Source organism: Streptomyces sp. NPDC058751 (assembly GCF_042746485.1).
Classification (GTDB): Bacteria; Actinomycetota; Actinomycetes; order Streptomycetales; family Streptomycetaceae; genus Streptomyces.
The window spans coordinates 43939-60825 of sequence record NZ_JBHYPZ010000001.1; the positions used below are offsets into that span (position 1 = coordinate 43939).

Genomic DNA, 16887 nt, shown 5'->3' on the forward strand with positions numbered 1-16887 from the left:
TCACTGGCCGCGGTACAGCTCACGCTTGTCGATGTAGCGCACCACACCGTCCGGCACCAGGTACCAGACGGGGTCGCCCTTGGCGACTCTCGCACGGCAGTCTGTGGACGAGATGGCGAGCGCGGGAACCTCGACCAGCGAGACACCGCCCTCCGGGAGCCCCGGGTCGGTCAGGGTGTGACCTGGCCGGGTGACCCCGATGAAGTGCGCGAGGGAGAACAGTTCTTCCGTGTAACGCCAGGTGAGGATCTGGCCGAGCGCGTCCGCGCCGGTGATGAAGAAGAGGTCCGCGTCGGGATTGAGCGCGCGCAGGTCGCGCAGGGTGTCCGTCGTGTAGGTCGGGCCGCCGCGGTCGATGTCGATCCGGCTGACCGAGAACTGGGGGTTCTCGGCGGTCGCGATGACCGTCATCAGGTAGCGGTCCTCCGCGGGGGTGACCGCGCGGTCGGTCTTCTGCCACGGCTGTCCGGTCGGCACGAACACCACCTCGTCGAGGTGGAACTGCGCGGCCACCTCACTGGCCGCGACCAGGTGCCCGTGGTGGATCGGGTCGAAGGTGCCGCCCATGACGCCGAGCCGGCGCTTGCCCGCGCTCGAGGGGCCGTTGCCGGGGCCGGTCGTGGGGCGCCTCGCCGCACCGCCGGCCGCCGCGCCCGCGCCGCCCGTGGCGTCGCCGACGGCGCCGCTCTCCGTGTCATTCACCGGACCGGTAGGCATGTCCTGCTCTCCCATGCGTGCAGACCCTACCGGCCCGGCCGACGGGCTCCGGCCGACAGGGGCCCCGAGCGGGCCCTCGGGGCTCAGCGGTCGCGGTTGAAGCGCGTGGTGATCCACAGCAGCAGGAGCAGGACGAACAGGGCCCCGCCACCGGTCAGGTACGGGTTGAGGCTCTCGTGGTTGCCCCCCTCCTCGCCCTCGGCGAGAACGGTGGCCATCTGTGCGGCGGTGTACTGGAAGCTCATCTCGGCAGGACCTATCCGGTGTGTGCGGGATAAAGACGTCGGCTCATCGTATGCGGGTGCCCACGCAGCGAACACGCCGACTCCGCCGTCGGGGACGGCGCTCCGGCCGTCGGCCGGCCGTCAGTCGTCGCGCTTGTACCCGCGCAGCAGGAACCAGGCGGCCGGGGCCAGGCCGACGATCATGACGATCAGGACGACGCGGAGCAGATTGCCCGGCCCCTGCCCGTCCGCCGCCGCGACGGCTTCCGCGAGCCGCGCCGCCGAGGGGATGTGCTCCATGTCGTACGACTCCTTCTCTGTACTGCCCGTCCACGGTATCTCCGCCTAGGCTGGGCTCTGCCTCGGGGGCACGGAAGGCACTCAGACACATGGGGGAACACATGTCCGACGGCGGCCACGAGCGGAACGGGCACGAGAACGTGCCCAGCAGGCAGCGCAGGCGGTTCGAGGGGATCTCGTCGCGGGCCTACGAACACCCGGCGGACCGCTCGGCCCTGGTGGCCCTGCGCAAACTCAGCGGTTTCGACACGGTCTTCAAGGCACTGAGCGGTCTGCTGCCCGAGCGCAGTCTGCGGCTGCTCTTCCTGTCCGACTCGGTGCGCGTCTCGGACGCGCAGTTCGCGCACCTCAACGACATGCTGCGGGACGCCTGTTACGTCCTGGACCTGGAGAAGGTCCCGCCGATGTACGTGAACCAGGACCCGCAGCCCAACGCGATGTGCATCGGTCTGGACGATCCGATCATCGTGGTGACGACCGGGCTCGTCGAGCTCCTCGACGAGGAGGAGATGCGGTCGGTCATCGGCCACGAGGTCGGCCACGCGCTGTCCGGTCACGCCGTCTACCGCACGATCCTGCTGTTCCTCACCAACCTCGCGGTCCGGATCGCCTGGATCCCGCTGGGGAACCTCGCGATCATGGCGATCGTGACCGCGCTGCGCGAGTGGTTCCGCAAGTCGGAACTGTCCGCCGACCGGGCCGGGCTGCTGGTCGGCCAGGACCTGCAGGCCTCGATGCGCGGCCTGATGAAGATCGCGGGCGGCAACCACCTGCACGAGATGAACGTGGACGCGTTCCTGGAGCAGGCCGAGGAGTACGAGGCGGCGGGCGACCTGCGGGACTCCGTGCTGAAGATCCTGAACGTGCTGCCGCGCACCCACCCCTTCACGGCGGTCCGCGCGGCCGAGCTGAAGAAGTGGGCGGAGTCCCGCGACCACCAGCGGATCATGGACGGCCACTACCCCCGGCGCGACGCGGACAAGGACGCCTCGGTGTCGGACTCCTTCCGGCAGTCGGCGGCCAGCTACGCCAGCGACGTGAAGAACTCCAAGGACCCGCTGATGAAGCTGGTCAGCGACATCGCGGGCGGCGCGGGTGACCTCGGGGGCCGGGTACGGCGCGGCTTCGGGGGCTTCACGGGCGGCGCGCCCGGGAACGGCGCGGACGGCGGGGACACCGGCACCGGGCGGACGCCCCGCGAGGACCGCCCCGGCGACGAGGGCACCGGCAGCCGGGACTGACCGTCCTGCACTGCCCGTCCTGCACTGCCCGTCCTGCACCGACCGCCCGGCGGTCCGGCTACACCTTCGGCTGCGCGCTCCTGGCCAGCGACCCGCACACGGCGGTGGCGCTGCCGGTGGCGTACGGATCGGTGCCGGCCGGGCCGCCGGCCCTGGCCGTCTCCCCCGCGAGCAGGGGCCGCAGCCGGCTCACCGGGTCGTCGGAGCAGGAGAGCGGACCGGCCTGGACGTAGGACACCGCCAGTTCGGCCTGGTGCATGCGCAGGTCGTCGCGGTCGAAGCGGAAGGTCAGCTCGCGCCGGACGGTGAACAGGGATGCCTTGGCCCCGGCGCCGGCGCCGGTGGGCTTCAGCGCGTAGACGAAGGTGTGGTCGGCGACGACCTCCAGGGTGTCCGCGTCGGACTCGGCCGCCTGGAGGGTGCCCTGCACCCGGATCCCCTTGTCGGCGAGCTGTGCGCGGGTCGCGTCGAAGCGGATCAGCCAGCCGGTCGGGGCGTGCCGTCCGTCGGCGGCCGGGTGGTCGAAGCTGCGGTCGAACTGGTCGAGCTGCCGCGGGTCGAGCAGGATCCGTACGGGCCGGGTGGCGCCCCCGGTCAGGACGCTCGGGTCGAGGGACGACTCGACCAGGTAGTCCTTGGCGGTGGTCAGGGCGGTGACGACCTGGCTGTCGGAGAAGTGCGCGGTGCGCCGGACGGCGGGCATGGTGATGCCGTCGGCTCCGGTGCGGAACTGGGCGGCTGGGCTGCCGGTGTACAACTCGTCGGTACTGGCCGAGCCGGGGACGGCGGTCTGCGGGGCGAGCGGGATCACCGTCATGCGCAGCGGTTCGGCCGACCGGGTGACGGAGTCCGGGTACGGGTGGCGCACGCCCATGTAGATGGCGGTGCCGAAGGCGATGGCTATCAGCAGGACGAGGATCAGGGCCTGCCGGGACAGCCCGCGCTGAAGGGGCGGGCGGCGGCGTACGGCCGGGCTGTGGTCGCCCATGCGTTCCTGGGCGGAGAACTCCTGGAGCCGGGCAGCGCGGACGAACGACTCGTCGAAGACGACGGATCGGTACTCGTCCTCGCCACCGGCGGGAGCACCCTCGGGCGTCCCCTCAGGTGGGTCTCCAGGCCCGCCCATACATTCAGGGTAGGTCTCCCGGGGCTCCGGTAAACGCTGTGGTGTGCGACAAGTTCTGACAGGTTCTCACCCGTGCGGTCACGTTGTGTGACGGACGTCGGCGCCCCGGCGGGGAGAGCGGCGTCAGGGTGTCCGCGGTACCGCCGAGACCGTCGGCCGGGGCGGGTTCGCGGAGGGGCCCGGTCCCGTGACCTTCTCCCGGCCCTGTTCGAGGCCGGAGGAGGCGGGCGAGGGGACCTGGTCCCGGCCGCCGGACGAGGCGCCCCGGTAGACCGCCGTGAAGGCGAGGGCGACCATGCCGATGCCCATGACGAGGGCGAGGAGCCAGGCGACGGGGCGGTGCCAGCGGGTCTGCCTGCCGTAGGGGCGGCCGTACGGGCCCGGGAAGCCGTGGCGGCCCTCCAGGACCTCGGAGCCGTCCGGGTCGTCCAGGTCGGGATCGTGGGCGAAGTCGCCGTGGCCGTCGGGGCCGAACCCGTCCTCGTAGCGCTCGTCGTCCCCGCGGGCGCCGCGGGCGTGCGCCCGGCGCGCCTCGGCCTCGGACGCCTCCGCGCGGGCCTGGGCGGCCGCGAGCAGCCGCTCCACGGCGGTCGGTTCGTGGAACGCCGCCGCCCGTACGAAGTCCTCGTCGAAGACCACGGAGGCGAACTCTTCGTCCGCGCCCCCGCGGTCGTGGTCGTCGTCGGGCTCCCAGCCGTCAGGGAACGGCGTGCCCCCCACGTCCTCCGGCACGGATCCAGAGTAGACCTGAGGGGTCAATTTGGGCAGACGGTACGGAAATTCGTCCGCAGGACGGGACCGCGCCTCGGCGGACCGCGGGCCGTGAACCGGCCGCCGCGCGCCCCGGCGTCCGGCGCCGCGCCGTCCGTGCGCCCGGGCCCGCCTCCCAGGGGGCCCGGAAGGCCCCGTACGCCGCCGCGGGGCGCCTCCGGGGCCTTGGGGGCGCGGGACCCGAAGCCGCGCGCCCCTACGGTCGTCTCAGCGGCGGATGTGGCCGTCGCCCGTGACGATGTACTTGGTGCTCGTCAGCTCGGGAAGCCCCATCGGGCCGCGCGCGTGGAGCTTCTGCGTGGAGATGCCGATCTCGGCGCCGAAGCCGAACTGGCCGCCGTCGGTGAAACGGGTGGAGGCGTTCACGGCGACGGTCGTGGAGTCGACCAGCTGGGTGAAGCGGCGGGCGGCCTGCTGCGAGGTGGTGACGATGGCCTCGGTGTGGCCGGAACTCCACAGCCGGATGTGCGCCACGGCCTTGTCGAGCGAGTCGACGACGGCCGCCGCGATGTCGTAGGAGAGGTATTCGGTGTCCCAGTCCTCCGCCGTGGCCTCCACGACGGTGGCCTTGGAGTCCTCGGCGAAGGCGAGGACCCTCTCGTCGGCGTGCACGGTGACGCCGGCGTCCGCGAGGGCGTCCAGGGCGCGCGGCAGGAACTCGGCGGCGATGTCCTGGTGGACCAGGAGGGTCTCGGCGGCGTTGCAGACGCTGGGCCGCTGGGCCTTGGAGTTGATCAGGATGTCGACGGCCATGTCGAGGTCGGCCTGCGCGTCGACGTAGACGTGGCAGTTGCCGGTGCCGGTCTCGATGACCGGGACGGTGGACTCCTGGACGACCGTACGGATGAGGGACGCGCCGCCGCGCGGGATGAGGACGTCGACCAGGCCACGGGCGCGCATCAGCTCGCCGACCGACTCGCGGCCCTCGCCGGGCACGAGCTGGACGGCGTCGGCGGGCAGCCCGGCGCCGCCCACGGCGTCGCGCAGGACCCGGACCAGGGCGGTGTTCGACTCGTAGGCGGAGGACGAGCCGCGCAGCAGGACCGCGTTGCCGGACTTCAGGCACAGGGCGGCCGCGTCGACGGTCACGTTCGGGCGGGCCTCGTAGATGATGCCGACGACACCGAGCGGGACGCGGACCTGGCGCAGGTCGATGCCGTTCGGGAGGGTCGAGCCGCGGACGACCTCGCCGACCGGGTCGGGCAGCGCCACCACGTCGCGGACGTCGCAGGCGATCGCCCGCACCCGCTCCGGGGTGAGCGTCAGCCGGTCGATGACGCTCTCGCTGGTCCCGGCCTCGCGGGCCTTGGCGACGTCCTTGGCGTTGGCGGCGACGATCTCGCTCGTACGGACCTCCAGCGCGTCCGCGATCGCGAGCAGCGCGTCGTCCTTCTCGGCCCGAGGCAGGGGTGCCAGCTCGGCGGCTGCGGACTTCGCGCGATAGGCGGCCTGGGCCACCGGGGACATGGAGTCGTACGGCGAGAGCGTGGTCATGGGGGAAGGGTAGTGCGCCCGGCGGGCCTGAACGGCGGTCGTCCCATTCGGCGAGACGGGCTCAAAAGGGATGAACCCCCACCGGGGTCGCGGGCAGCGGTCCGTACCCTTCGGCGATCCGCTGGTGGTAGGTCTCGCGGTCGATGACCTCCAGGCCGACGATCTCCCAGGGCGGGAGTTGGGCGGTCTGGCGGTGCTCGCCCCACAGGCGCAGCGCGACGGCCGCCGCGTCGTGCAGGTCGCGGGCCTCCTCCCAGTAGCGGATCTCCGCGTGGTCGTTCGCGTACCGGCTGGTCAGCAGGAAGGGGTGGTCGTGGGCCAGCTGTTCGAGACCGCGCCGGACCTCGGTCAGCGGGGCCTCGCCGCCCGACACGCTCAGCGTGACGTGCCACAGCCGGGGCTGGTCGGCGGGCTGCTCGCCGCCGTAGGCGTCGCCCGCCGCGACACTGGTCAGGGCCCGCTCCTCGCCCACCGCGCGGGAGGCGGGACCACCGCGGGACGCCGCCGCCCCAGGGCGCACTCGTCTCACGACGGCCTCCTTTACCCGATCGGTCGTACCGAATCCCGGACTCTCCCTGCCACAAAGTTGAGCAGGTGAGAAGCCGCCGTGTGGCGGTTTTACGGAACGTCCACCGGTGGGGGGCGGGGGATTCGGCCGTTTACGGATGTAGTGGACAGCCAGTGGACAGCCGTGTCGGCGGTGCCCCTGGGGCACCGGTGGCGGCGCCGGACGGATGGGGCCGCCGTGACATCCACGGACCGGGACGCGGGTCTCAGGACGCGGGCCTCACGGACGCGCCCCGCTGGATGCGCCTCCCGGAGGCCCGGCGGGCCACGCTCGCCGGGCTGCGGGTCCGGCGGCCTAAGGGGCCGACGGGCTAAGGAACCGGCGGGCCAAGGGGCCGGCGGGCCAAGGGGCCGGCGGGCTAAGGATTCAGCAGGGCCAGGTCGTCGCGGTGCACGACCTCGCGCTCGTAGGCGGGGCCCAGTTCGCGCGCCAGCTCCCGGGTGGAGCGGCCGATGAGCTGGGGGATCTCCTTCGCGTCGAAGTTGACCAGTCCCCGTGCGACGGCCCGGCCCGTGCCGTCGCGCAGTTCGACCGGGTCGCCCGCGGTGAACTCGCCCTCGACGCCCGCGATGCCCGCGGGCAGCAGCGAGGTGCGCCGCTCGACGACCGCGCGCACGGCGCCGTCGTCCAGGACGAGCGCGCCCTGCGGGGTGGAGGCGTGCTGGAGCCACAGCAACCGGTCGGCCGACCGCTTGCCGGTGGCGTGGAAGAAGGTGCCGGTGTCCCGGCCCGCGAAGGCGTCGGCGGCGTGGACCGCGCTGGTCAGCACCACGGGGATGCCGGCCGCGGCGGCGATCCTGGCCGCCTCGACCTTGGTGACCATGCCGCCGGTGCCGACGCCCGCCTTGCCCGTGCTGCCGATCTCGACCCCGGCGAGGTCCCCGGGTTCGCGCACCTGCGCGATCCGCGAGGTGCCGGGCTTGCCGGGGTCCCCGTCGTAGACCCCGTCCACGTCCGAGAGCAGGATCAGCAGGTCGGCCCGTACGAGATGGGCGACGAGGGCGGCGAGGCGGTCGTTGTCGCCGAAGCGGATCTCGTCCGTGGCCACCGTGTCGTTCTCGTTGACGACCGGGAGGGCGCCCATCGCGAGGAGCTTGTCCAGGGTGCGCGAGGCGTTGCGGTGGTGGGCGCGCCTGCTGGTGTCGTCGGAGGTGAGGAGCACCTGTCCGACGCGGATGCCGTAGCGGGCGAAGGAGGCGGTGTAACGGGCCATCAGGAGGCCCTGGCCGACGCTGGCGGCCGCCTGCTGGCGGGCGAGGTCCTTGGGGCGGCGGCGCAGCCCGAGCGGCGCGAGGCCCGCGGCGATGGCGCCGGAGGAGACGAGGACGATCTCCTTCTCGCCGCCATCACGCGCCTTGGCCAGGACGTCCACGAGGGCGTCGACCCGGTCCGCGTCCAGGCCGCCGGAGGCGGTGGTGAGCGACGAGGAGCCCACCTTGACGATGATCCTGTGGGCCTGCGCCACAGCGTCCCTGTCGGCGTGCGTCTCGGTCTGCCTTGCCGATGCCACCTGCGGTGTGTCCCCTCACGTCGGTCCGGGTGCCCCGCCCCGCAATCTACGCGAAGAGGGAGCCCTCCGGCCCGCCGGTCCAGCAGACGGACGGCGGCGCGCAGTCACGCGGTCACGAACCGGTTACACGCGAAAGGTTGTAGGGGTTCCTCATAGGAATTAAAGACTCCGCAAAGTTAAGTTGAATGGTGTGTCACCTAACGTTCCCCCTGTGAAGCGCATACTCCTGAGATCGGGCAAGAGCCCCTACGACGTCGTCCCCGTGGAGGAAGCCCTCCATCAGGACGTCTTCGCCACCAACTCGGGCAACCTCATCTTCAGCGACGCCGCGCACAAGATCCTCGAGACCCCGCGCACCGAGGTCGTGTCCAACGGCATCCGCACCGACGTGGCCGCCGCGGGCCGCATCAACGAGGAGTTCGACGCGTTCGTCGTCCCGCTGGCCAACGCGTTCCGGCCCTCGTTCGAGCCGCAGCTCAGACGGCTGACGCGGCTCATCGGCAGATTGAGGATCCCGGTGATCGTCCCGGGCATCGGCGCGCAGACCGGGCTGAACTACAACCCGGCGCGGCTGAAGCCGATCGAGCCCGCGGTGCGGGAGTTCGTCTCCGCGGTGCTCGAGCGCAGCGCGTCCATCGGGGTGCGCGGCGAGTTCACCGAGAAGTACCTGCGGGACCTGGGCTTCAACGACGTGGAGGTCATCGGCTGCCCCTCCATGTTCATGTACGGCGAGCGGCTCGACGTGCGCAAGCGCGCCGACGCGCTCGGGCCGGAGTCCCGGATCTCGGTCAACGGTTCGCACAGCGCGATGCGGACGCAGGGCCTCGGTCCGGTCGTCCGCAACGCCCACGCGCGCTATCCGCACCTGCGGTTCATCGGCCAGAACCTCTCCGACGCGCGGCAGCTGCACTGGCGCGACCTGTCGGACCCGAACGGCGCCGTGACCGAGATGCCCACGCATCCGGACCATCCGATGTTCCGCGAGGACAAGGTCCGCGTCTACATCGACCCGGTCACGTGGATCGACGACCTGCGCGACTTCGACTTCTCCTTCGGCTCCCGCATCCACGGGAACATCGCGGCGCTGCTCGCCGGCACGCCCGCGACGGTGCTGTGCGGCGACTCCCGCACGCTGGAGCTGTGCCGCTACTTCGAGATCCCGCACCGGCCGATCACCAAGCTCGCCGCTGACCTCGATCCGGCCGAGCTGTACGCGGAGGCCGACTTCGGTCCGCTGACGCGCGGCCACCGGGAGCGCTTCGAGCGTTTCACCGGGTTCCTGACCCGCAACGGCCTGGAGAACACCTTCACGCACGGCGACGGGGGCGCGGCCTACGAGGAGCGCGTCCGCTCCCTGGCCTTCCCGCCCGGCGTCCGGCCCTGGAACGACGCCGACATCGCCTCGCTCACCACGCGTTTCGGCTTCCTCCAGAGCCGTATCGCCGAACTGTCCACGGAGAACGTCCAGCTGAAGCGGGAGCTGACCCGGAAGCCCAAGGCCGTGAAGCTCACCCCGGGGCCGGCGGGAACGTCCGGACGCTCGGTCTACCGGATGGCGCGGCGTGCGGTGGGCCGGCCCCTGCGCAAGGCGCTGCAGGCGGGCCGCCAGTAGGGCGGCCTGGCGGACGGCACGGGGGCGGGGGCCGGGGCCTCCTGGCGGCGGTTTCCTGACGGACGCCGCCGGGGGCCCTCGGGGCGTGGTGTCAGCGCCGGGGGCCGAGCACGCGCCGGGCCATTCGGCGCAGGCGCCGGAAGCGTACGGAACGGGGCCTGAAGCCCTCGATGGTGACCGTCTCGCGGGTCGTCGGGACGTAGCAGCCGTCCGGGACGCCCGCGGCGGCGTCGCGGAAGTGCGGGTAGGCGAGGTATGCCTTGCGGCCGCGCGACTCCAGCACTATCTCCGGGGCCTTCTTCGACTTGACGAACTCCACCACGTCCAGGAGGAGATCGCCCCGGCCGCGGGCCACCAGGTGCAGGCGCAGCCGCTCGTGGACCTTGAGGCGGCGGGCGACGCCGTCGTGCCAGTGGGCGTCCATCAGCGGCTTGGCCAGTTCGAGCTTGTGGCTGCGCACCTTCTCGCTCTGCTTCAGCAGGCCCGGGCCGAACTGCGGGAGCAGGGTGATCAGGAACGGCCTGACCATCAGGCTGTCGCGGCGCGGCCCGGCGGGCACGTGCTCGGCGATGAGGTTCATCAGGGCGCGGGCCGAGTCGAAGCGCAGGACGTAACTGCCGCTCTTGGTCACGTGCTTGCCGTCGTCGCGGCCGACCAGGTGGTAGCAGTCGTGGTCGGCGACCACGGAGACGCCGTCGGCGCGGAGGTAGGCCTCCATCGTGAACAGCGCGTCCTCGCCGGTCTTGAGCGACTCGTCGAAGACCATCCCGTGCCGGGTGAGTAAGTCCCGGCGGAAGAGCTTCTGCGCGCTGAGCGTGAACTTGATGTTCGAGGAGAAGACGTCGGTACGGGGCAGGTTCTTGCCCCACATCGACTTCGGAGCCCCCCTGTTGACCCCGACGATCTTGCCGAGCACGACGTCCGTGCCCTGTTCGTCGCCCATCGCGACCATGCGTTCCAGGGCTTCGGGGCCGAAGTAGTCGTCGGCGTCGAGGAAGAAGACGTAGCGCCCCCGGGCCTTGCCGAGGCCGACGTTGCGCGGGCCGCTGGGGCCGCCCGAGTTGGCCTGCCGGATCACCGTCACGGACATGGCCGCGCGTTCGGCGAACTCCTCCAGGTACTCCCCCGTGCCGTCCGTGGACCCGTCGTCCACGGCGACGATCTCGATGCGTTCCGGGCCCAGTGTCTGTCTCTCCACGGACTCCAGGCACTGCACCAGGTACGGCATCGCTTCGTACGCCCCGATGACGACGGTCACGTCAGGCTGCGTCACTCTTCCCCCCTCTTACCGGGAAAATGTTGCGAGAACATTTCTCCCTTATCCCCTCAATCGCTACCTGGAAGACGATCGGAAGTGCGGGTGGGTTGCCCGAAGCGGCCCATTTAGTGACCCAGGTCACAGAAATGGGCATGGCCCCGGGGACCTCTCCCCGGGGCCATGCCCGTGTGCGCGTGCGGACCGGATCAGCCGGTGACGGCGGCTCCGTCCGTCTCGCCGGTCACCCGCTGGGCGGGGACCGCGCCCGCGAGGTCGACCTCCACGACGTCGGCCGGCGTCACGCTCTGCTGGCCGAGGTTGCGCCGCTCGGCCTCGCGCGACAGTTCCCGCACCGCGGCGTTGAACTGGTCGATGGAGGCCGGCTCGTCGGGGCCGAGGAGGTAGCGCTTGAGCTCCTTGCGGCCCTCGGCCTGCGGGTCCGCGGACGGGTCGGCCACCGCCGTGAGCAGCTCGCCCAGCTCGGCGGCCGAGTTGGTCAGGATCACGGCGGCGCGCACCGCGGTGTTCTGGCGCCTGAACTCCTCGGCGCCGAGCTCACCGGAGTCCGTGACGGCGTACGGCTTGCCGCTCGCGATGAAGTCGGAGACGACGCTCGAGATGTCCGAGACCATCGCGTCGGAGACGTTGAAGCAGTCGTACAGGCGCGGCTCCGCACCCGTGATGACACGGTGCTCGGCGGTCCCGAAGGAGCTCCAGTAGGTGTCGTTCCACTCGGCGCGCAGCCGGGCGACCTCGGCGTGCCGGGCCGCGTCGACCATGCCGTCGCGGGTGGCCTCGGCCTCGTCGCCCTTCTCGCCGCCGGTGCCGGACAGCACGGCGATACGGGCCTCGATGCGGGTCAGCTCCGCCTTGGCGTGCGCCTGGGCGGCCGCATCGACGGTGAAGCGGGGGTCGGCGGCGCGCTCGGCGGCAGCCTTCTCGACCAGGGCGGTGATCCGCTTGTGCGCGGCGCCGGCCGCGGGGCTGACGGTGCCCGTGAAGGGGTGCGGCTTGTACAGGACGCGGACCGGCGGGTCGGCCGCGACCAGCTTCTTCACGATGTTCTCGCCGGCGAGGACGATCGAGGTGTTGCCGGGGTTGCCGTCCCAGCCCTCCCACGTCGGCGCGTACAGGACCGTCGGGATGCGGCCGTCCGGCACGCCCTGCCAGGTCTGGATCGGGGCGAGCTGGGGGCGGCCGACCTCGACGATGTCGTCGTCACGGACGCCGACATCGGCTATCGCGTAACGGTCGCGGCCCGCGCGGCCCGCGGTCCACACCTCGTCGTAGACCTTGCTGAACGGGTTGACGCTGGCAAGCTTGTCGCTGTCGCCGTGGCCGATGAAGACGTGCTGGATGGTGGGCACGCGCAGCATGTGGATGTTCTTGCCGACGTTCGCCGCGTAGAGCGCGACCCGCACCGTCGACAGGTCCATGTTCATCAGGTGCACCCCTCCGGGCACGCAGATGACCGGCACCGTGGTGGGCGCCATGCGATCCAGGATCGCGCGCTCGCGGAGGATGATCAGCGGCCGGGTGTCCAGCTGCTCCATCGTCTCCAGCCACATGTTGACCTGGTAGGCGGAGTCCTTGGAACCCGAGAAGTAGAGCACCGTCTCCGGACGGTAGTCGCCCAGCCAGTCGTCGACGGCCGCGAGGACCTTCTCGGCGTTCGGCGGGATCCGCTTGCCGCGCACGAACGGGACGAGGACCGCGACGTAGCCGAAGGCCAGCAGCAGCGAGGCGCCGACACCCGCGAAGCCGTAGACGCCCTCGTCGGTCGCACCGGCGACCAGGAGGCCGACGACGGCCAGCAGGTCGAGGTGGAGCATCTTCTCCACGGACCGGGCCAGCAGGCGGCGCGGCGGCGCGTCCGGGATGCGCACGCGCGAGCCCAGGTCGACGTTGCGGGTGGCGACGGGCATCTTGCGGCGCATCCGTATCAGCGTGATCAGCGCGCCGTGCGGCGCCTGGAAGCCGTAGAACGCCAGGAAGCACGCGATGGCCGCGTAGAAGACCATCTTGTTCGACAGGTCGAGCCGTGCCAGGAGCAGGACCAGCAGCAGCTGCCGGATCAGGAACCTGATGGACAGACCGGCCCGCACCTTGCTGAGGCGGTTGACCAGATAGCTGCCGCGCCTGTGCAGATAGTGGTCCGCCAGGTACGTCACGGCGGCCGCGGCCGCGAAGGCGCCGACGCTCGGCAGGAGCGCGGCGAGCATCAGAGCGGGGAAGCCCAGCATCATGAGGGCCGCCGCCGCCAGCTCGGCCGCGCTGCCCACCCGGGCAACGCGAATAGCGGTGGAAATCACGGAGAAACCTGCTCTTGAGGGGTGAGTGCCGGTTTTGGTACCAAATGTTCTTTTGATACCGAATGGGAACCTGAAAGCGAAAAGTGAACTCTACGGACTCAGGCCCTTGTGAATGCGCGGCGAACGCGCGGACACAAAGGCCTGAATTCCGAATGACTATTCGTTTTTGATTATGCCACGCCGTCCTGGCGGTCCAGGACGGCGGCCAGGGCCGCCTCGAAGCCGGACGCGCGGCCCGCGCCGGCCGTCGGGTCCTGCTGGCGGACGTCGATGACGTGACCGGTGAGCTCGGAGAGCAGGACGTCGAGCGAGGTGTGCGCGACGGCCTCGGAGGACAGGAGCGAGCCCGCGGGCTCCTGGCCGAACGCCTTGGTGCGCATGGGCGTCGCGGTGCGCTCGGGGTTGATGCAGTTGACGCGGATGCCGTCGCCCGCCCACTCGTCGGACAGCGCCTGGGTGAGGTTCACCATGGCGGCCTTGGTGGAGGAGTAGAGGCTGTACTCGGCGCGTCCGCGGGTGTAGCTGCTGGAGGTGTAGAGCAGCAGCTGACCCTTGCTCTCGGCCAGGTACTTGTACGAGGAGCGGGCGATCTGCACCGGCGCCAGGTAGTTGACCTTCAGCGCTTCCTCGATGGTCGCGTTGTCCGTCTCGGCCAGCTTGCCGATGCGCAGCACGCCCGCCGTGTTGATGACGTAGTCGATGCGCCCGGTCTCCGCGTACGCCGCGGAGAGCGCGTCGTCGACCTCCTCGGGGTTCTCGACGTGCGTGCCGGTGGTGGAGCGGCCGAGCGCGTACGTCTTCGCGCCGTAGCCCTCGGCGAGCTCGGCTATGTCCTTGCCGATGCCGTACGAGCCGCCGAAGACGACGACGGTCTTGCCGGTGAGCAGCTCGCGGTACGCGGCCTCGTCGGCCTGCTCGGGCGCGGTGGTGGAGGCGAGCTGGAAGAGCTTGTCGGCGATGAAGACGTCGACGGGCTGGGTGACCTTCATGTTGTACTCGTCGCCCGCCACGACGTGGATCGGCACGTCCGGCAGGTACTTGAGCACGACCGAGCAGTCGTCCGTGGCCTGGAAGTTGGGGTCACCGGCCGCGACCTGGTAGGCGCGGCGGATGGTGGACAGCTTGAACGCCTGGGGCGTCTGGCCGCGGCGCAGCCGGGCGCGGTCCGGGATCTCGGTGATGAACTCGCCGTCCTCGCCGTGGGTGCGGGTCACGATGATCGTGTCCGCGGACGGGATGGCGACGTCGACGGCCTGGTAGCGCTCCAGGGCCGTGACGCAGTCGTCTATGACGCGCTCGGACAGCAGCGGGCGCACGGCGTCGTGGAACAGGACGTTGGCGTCCTCCCCCTCGGCCAGACCCTCGCCGAGGGCGGCGATGGCGCGCTCGGTGGTCTCGTTCCGGGTCGAGCCGCCCTCGATGACACGGGTCACCTTCGTGAAGCCCGCCTTCGCGACGATCTTCTCGACGTCCGGCACGTAGCCCGGCGCCATGAGCACGATGATGTCGTCGATCGAGTCGGCCTGCTCGAAGGTGGTCAGCGTGTGCTCGATGACCGCCTTGCCGGCGATCTTCAGCAGTTGCTTCGGAATCGACAGACCCACGCGCTGGCCGGTCCCGCCGGCCAGGATCACTGCGGTGGTACGGGGCTTGGCAATGTGCTCAGACACAGGTGACCTACCTTGGGGCGACAGGGAACCCGGGAATGGTCCCACCTACGGTTACTGCCGTGCAAGGTGAGCGCCGTCCACTGCATATGTGCGCGCAACCGGTCATTCACCTTGCCCACAGGCGACTTCGGGGACTCCTGACCGAATCGTCCGGATTTGATGTGAGTAACTGCACACGTCCGGCGCGGGTTCCTCAGGCTCTTCTCAGGTGCTCTTCTCAGGTGCCCACACATCCGGCGGCCAAGCACACGGGCGGGATCGCCCGGCACGGGCGCGGTCTCTCTCCCCCCGCCCGGCCCGCGGGCGCGGCACGGGAAGGCCCCGGGACTCCGACGAGTCCCGGGGCCCACCCCCGTCGCGGGGGCCGTCACACGAGCCGTACGCCCGGTTTCCCGTCGTCGACCCGCAGGCGGGCCAGCACGCTGGAGGCGGCGTCGGGCCTCAGCACCGTCTCCGCGACGCGCACCTGGGCGTCGATGCCGTCCCGCCGGACGTCGAACAGGTGGTAGCCGCGGTGGGCGTCGATGAACTTCCAGTGCGGGTTGTCCGGCATCCGCGGGTCCCACTGCTTGTGGAAGGCCACCTGGTCCTGGTCGCCGCCGCTCGCGATCGACGTCCCGACGAACTCGGCGCCCACGACCTCGGACTCCGGGTCGGCGAAGTCCGCCTTGAGGTCGCTGATCATCGTGAGGTGCCGGTCGCCGGTGAGGACGACGGGGTTGCGGATGTCCGCGAACTCCCCCATGAGGGCGTTGCGTTCGGCCTGGTAGCCGTCCCAGGCGTCGTAGTACCAGAGTTTGCCCTCGCCGACCTGGAGGTCGGTCTCGGCCATCATGATCTGCGAGGCGACGAGGTTCCAGCGGGCGGGCGAGCGGTGCATCCCGCGCAGCAGCCACTCCTTCTGCGCCGCGCCGAGCATGGTGAGCGAGGGGTCCTGCGCGCCTTCCTGGCTCGTCGCCTGGTCGCTGCGGAACTGGCGGGTGTCGAGGACGTTCAGCCGGGCGAGGCGCCCGAAGTCGAGCCGCCGGTACATCCGTATGTGCGGCCCGTCGGGGATCGCGGTGGCCCGGACCGGCATGTGCTCGTAGTACGCCTGGTAGGCGGCGGCCAGCCGGGCCGTGAACGCGTCGTGCGTCTGCTTGTCCGGGTCCTGCGGGATCTCCCCGGCGAAGTCGTTGTCGACCTCGTGGTCGTCGAAGGTGACCACCCAGGGGGCGTTCGCGTGCATCGCCGCGAGGTGCGGGTCGCTGCGGTACTGGGCGTACCGGTTGCGGTACTGGACGAGGGTGTACGGCTCCCCGGTGCCCTCGTGGCGGCGCACGGCCGTCGCCGACGGCGGGGACTCGTAGATGTAGTCGCCGACGAACAGGACGACGTCGGGGTCCTGTTCGAGCATGTCGGCGTACGGCGTGAAGTAGCCGTTCTGCCAGTTCTGGCAGGAGGCGAGGGCGACGCGCAGTGAGCCGCCCGCACGGTAGGGGTGCGGCGCGGTACGGGTGCGGCCCGTCGGGGAGACCTGGCCGTCCGCGCGGAAGCGGTACCAGTACGCGCGGTCGGCGCGCAGCCCGCGGACGTCGACGTGGACGCTGTGGCCGTACTCGGGACGCGCGTACGCGGTGCCGCGGCGCACCGGCTTGCGGAAGCGGGCCTCCTCCGCGATCTCCCACTCGACCGGCACGGTGCGGTCGGGCATGCCGCCGCCGTTCAGCGGGTCGGGGGCGAGCCGGGTCCACAGCACGACCGCGTCGGGCAGCGGGTCGCCGGAGGCCACACCGAGGCTGAACACACCCTCGGGCAGGGGGGTTTCGGCCGCACGGGCGGTGCCCGGCAGCCAGAGCTGGGCGGAGGCGGCGGCGCCGAGGACGGTGGCCGAGGCGGTGAGGAAGCGGCGACGATCGTGTGAGACGGCTCCGGACATGGGCGAACTCCCTTGCGTCGGTTGCCTCTTGGACACCGGGAAGCCCACACGGCACAGCGGCCCACCTGTTGAACAAGGCGCATCGTAGGCATGACGAATGCGCGAGCAACGAACGACCCGCCGTGACAGGGGATTTCGATGTTCCTCCAGAGGTCTCCGGACACCC

At 71.2% G+C, this 16887-nt stretch carries 14 protein-coding genes; 2 read left to right on the forward strand and 12 right to left on the reverse strand.

From position 1 onward, the window contains the following. From nadD to ACFW6B_RS00190, 3 genes are all read right to left on the reverse strand, one after another. Complete coding sequence (gene nadD, locus ACFW6B_RS00180; protein ID WP_386590996.1) at positions 1–732, reverse strand: nicotinate-nucleotide adenylyltransferase; 732 nt, start codon at positions 730–732, stop codon at positions 1–3. A 68-nt stretch (positions 733–800) separates the two neighbouring features. After that, positions 801–962: a hypothetical protein gene (locus ACFW6B_RS00185; protein WP_386590997.1), complete on the reverse strand. Its 162-nt coding sequence runs from the start codon at positions 960–962 to the stop codon at positions 801–803. Between the two features lie 120 nt (positions 963–1082). Then, positions 1083–1241, reverse strand: a complete 159-nt coding sequence (locus ACFW6B_RS00190) for a hypothetical protein (protein ID WP_386590998.1) — start codon at positions 1239–1241, stop codon at positions 1083–1085. Between the two features lie 101 nt (positions 1242–1342). Here ACFW6B_RS00190 and ACFW6B_RS00195 point away from each other — a divergent pair, with 101 nt between their 5' ends. Then, positions 1343–2482, forward strand: a complete 1140-nt coding sequence (locus tag ACFW6B_RS00195) for a M48 family metallopeptidase (RefSeq protein WP_386591364.1) — start codon at positions 1343–1345, stop codon at positions 2480–2482. 58 nt (positions 2483–2540) lie between these two features. Here the strand turns inward: ACFW6B_RS00195 and ACFW6B_RS00200 are convergent, their stop codons facing one another. The 5 genes from ACFW6B_RS00200 to proB form a co-directional block, all read right to left on the reverse strand. Then, positions 2541–3608 carry a hypothetical protein gene (locus ACFW6B_RS00200; RefSeq protein ID WP_386590999.1) on the reverse strand — a complete coding sequence of 356 codons (1068 nt, stop codon included), beginning with the start codon at positions 3606–3608 and terminating at the stop codon, positions 2541–2543. 123 nt (positions 3609–3731) lie between these two features. After that, positions 3732–4367 carry a hypothetical protein gene (locus tag ACFW6B_RS00205; RefSeq protein WP_386591000.1) on the reverse strand — a complete coding sequence of 212 codons (636 nt, stop codon included), beginning with the start codon at positions 4365–4367 and terminating at the stop codon, positions 3732–3734. Positions 4368–4586: 219 nt separating this feature from the next. After that, the gene (locus tag ACFW6B_RS00210; protein ID WP_386591001.1) at positions 4587–5873 is read right to left on the reverse strand and encodes a glutamate-5-semialdehyde dehydrogenase; all 1287 of its coding nucleotides are present in this window, start codon (positions 5871–5873) and stop codon (positions 4587–4589) included. Positions 5874–5934: 61 nt separating this feature from the next. Beyond that, positions 5935–6393 carry a hypothetical protein gene (locus ACFW6B_RS00215; protein WP_386591365.1) on the reverse strand — a complete coding sequence of 153 codons (459 nt, stop codon included), beginning with the start codon at positions 6391–6393 and terminating at the stop codon, positions 5935–5937. Positions 6394–6799: 406 nt separating this feature from the next. Beyond that, complete coding sequence (gene proB / locus ACFW6B_RS00220; RefSeq protein WP_386591366.1) at positions 6800–7906, reverse strand: glutamate 5-kinase; 1107 nt, start codon at positions 7904–7906, stop codon at positions 6800–6802. Between the two features lie 256 nt (positions 7907–8162). Between proB and ACFW6B_RS00225 the strand changes: the two genes are divergently transcribed. Beyond that, a complete protein-coding gene (locus tag ACFW6B_RS00225) occupies positions 8163–9563 on the forward strand; it encodes a polysaccharide pyruvyl transferase family protein (RefSeq protein ID WP_386591003.1) in 1401 nt (466 codons plus the stop codon). Positions 9564–9654: 91 nt separating this feature from the next. On the opposite strand, the gene ACFW6B_RS00230 is transcribed toward ACFW6B_RS00225, so the two are convergent. The 4 genes from ACFW6B_RS00230 to ACFW6B_RS00245 form a co-directional block, all read right to left on the reverse strand. Beyond that, positions 9655–10791 (reverse strand): glycosyltransferase family 2 protein, encoded by a 1137-nt coding sequence (locus ACFW6B_RS00230; RefSeq protein ID WP_386591367.1) that lies wholly within the window; start codon positions 10789–10791, stop codon positions 9655–9657. Between the two features lie 236 nt (positions 10792–11027). Continuing rightward, the gene (locus ACFW6B_RS00235; RefSeq protein WP_386591004.1) at positions 11028–13133 is read right to left on the reverse strand and encodes a hypothetical protein; all 2106 of its coding nucleotides are present in this window, start codon (positions 13131–13133) and stop codon (positions 11028–11030) included. 170 nt (positions 13134–13303) lie between these two features. Then, positions 13304–14803 (reverse strand): D-ribitol-5-phosphate cytidylyltransferase, encoded by a 1500-nt coding sequence (locus tag ACFW6B_RS00240; protein ID WP_386591005.1) that lies wholly within the window; start codon positions 14801–14803, stop codon positions 13304–13306. 367 nt (positions 14804–15170) lie between these two features. After that, on the reverse strand, positions 15171–16721 hold the full coding sequence (locus tag ACFW6B_RS00245; RefSeq protein ID WP_386591006.1) for an alkaline phosphatase D family protein: 1551 nt from the start codon (positions 16719–16721) through the stop codon (positions 15171–15173). Positions 16722–16887: the final 166 nt, after the last annotated feature.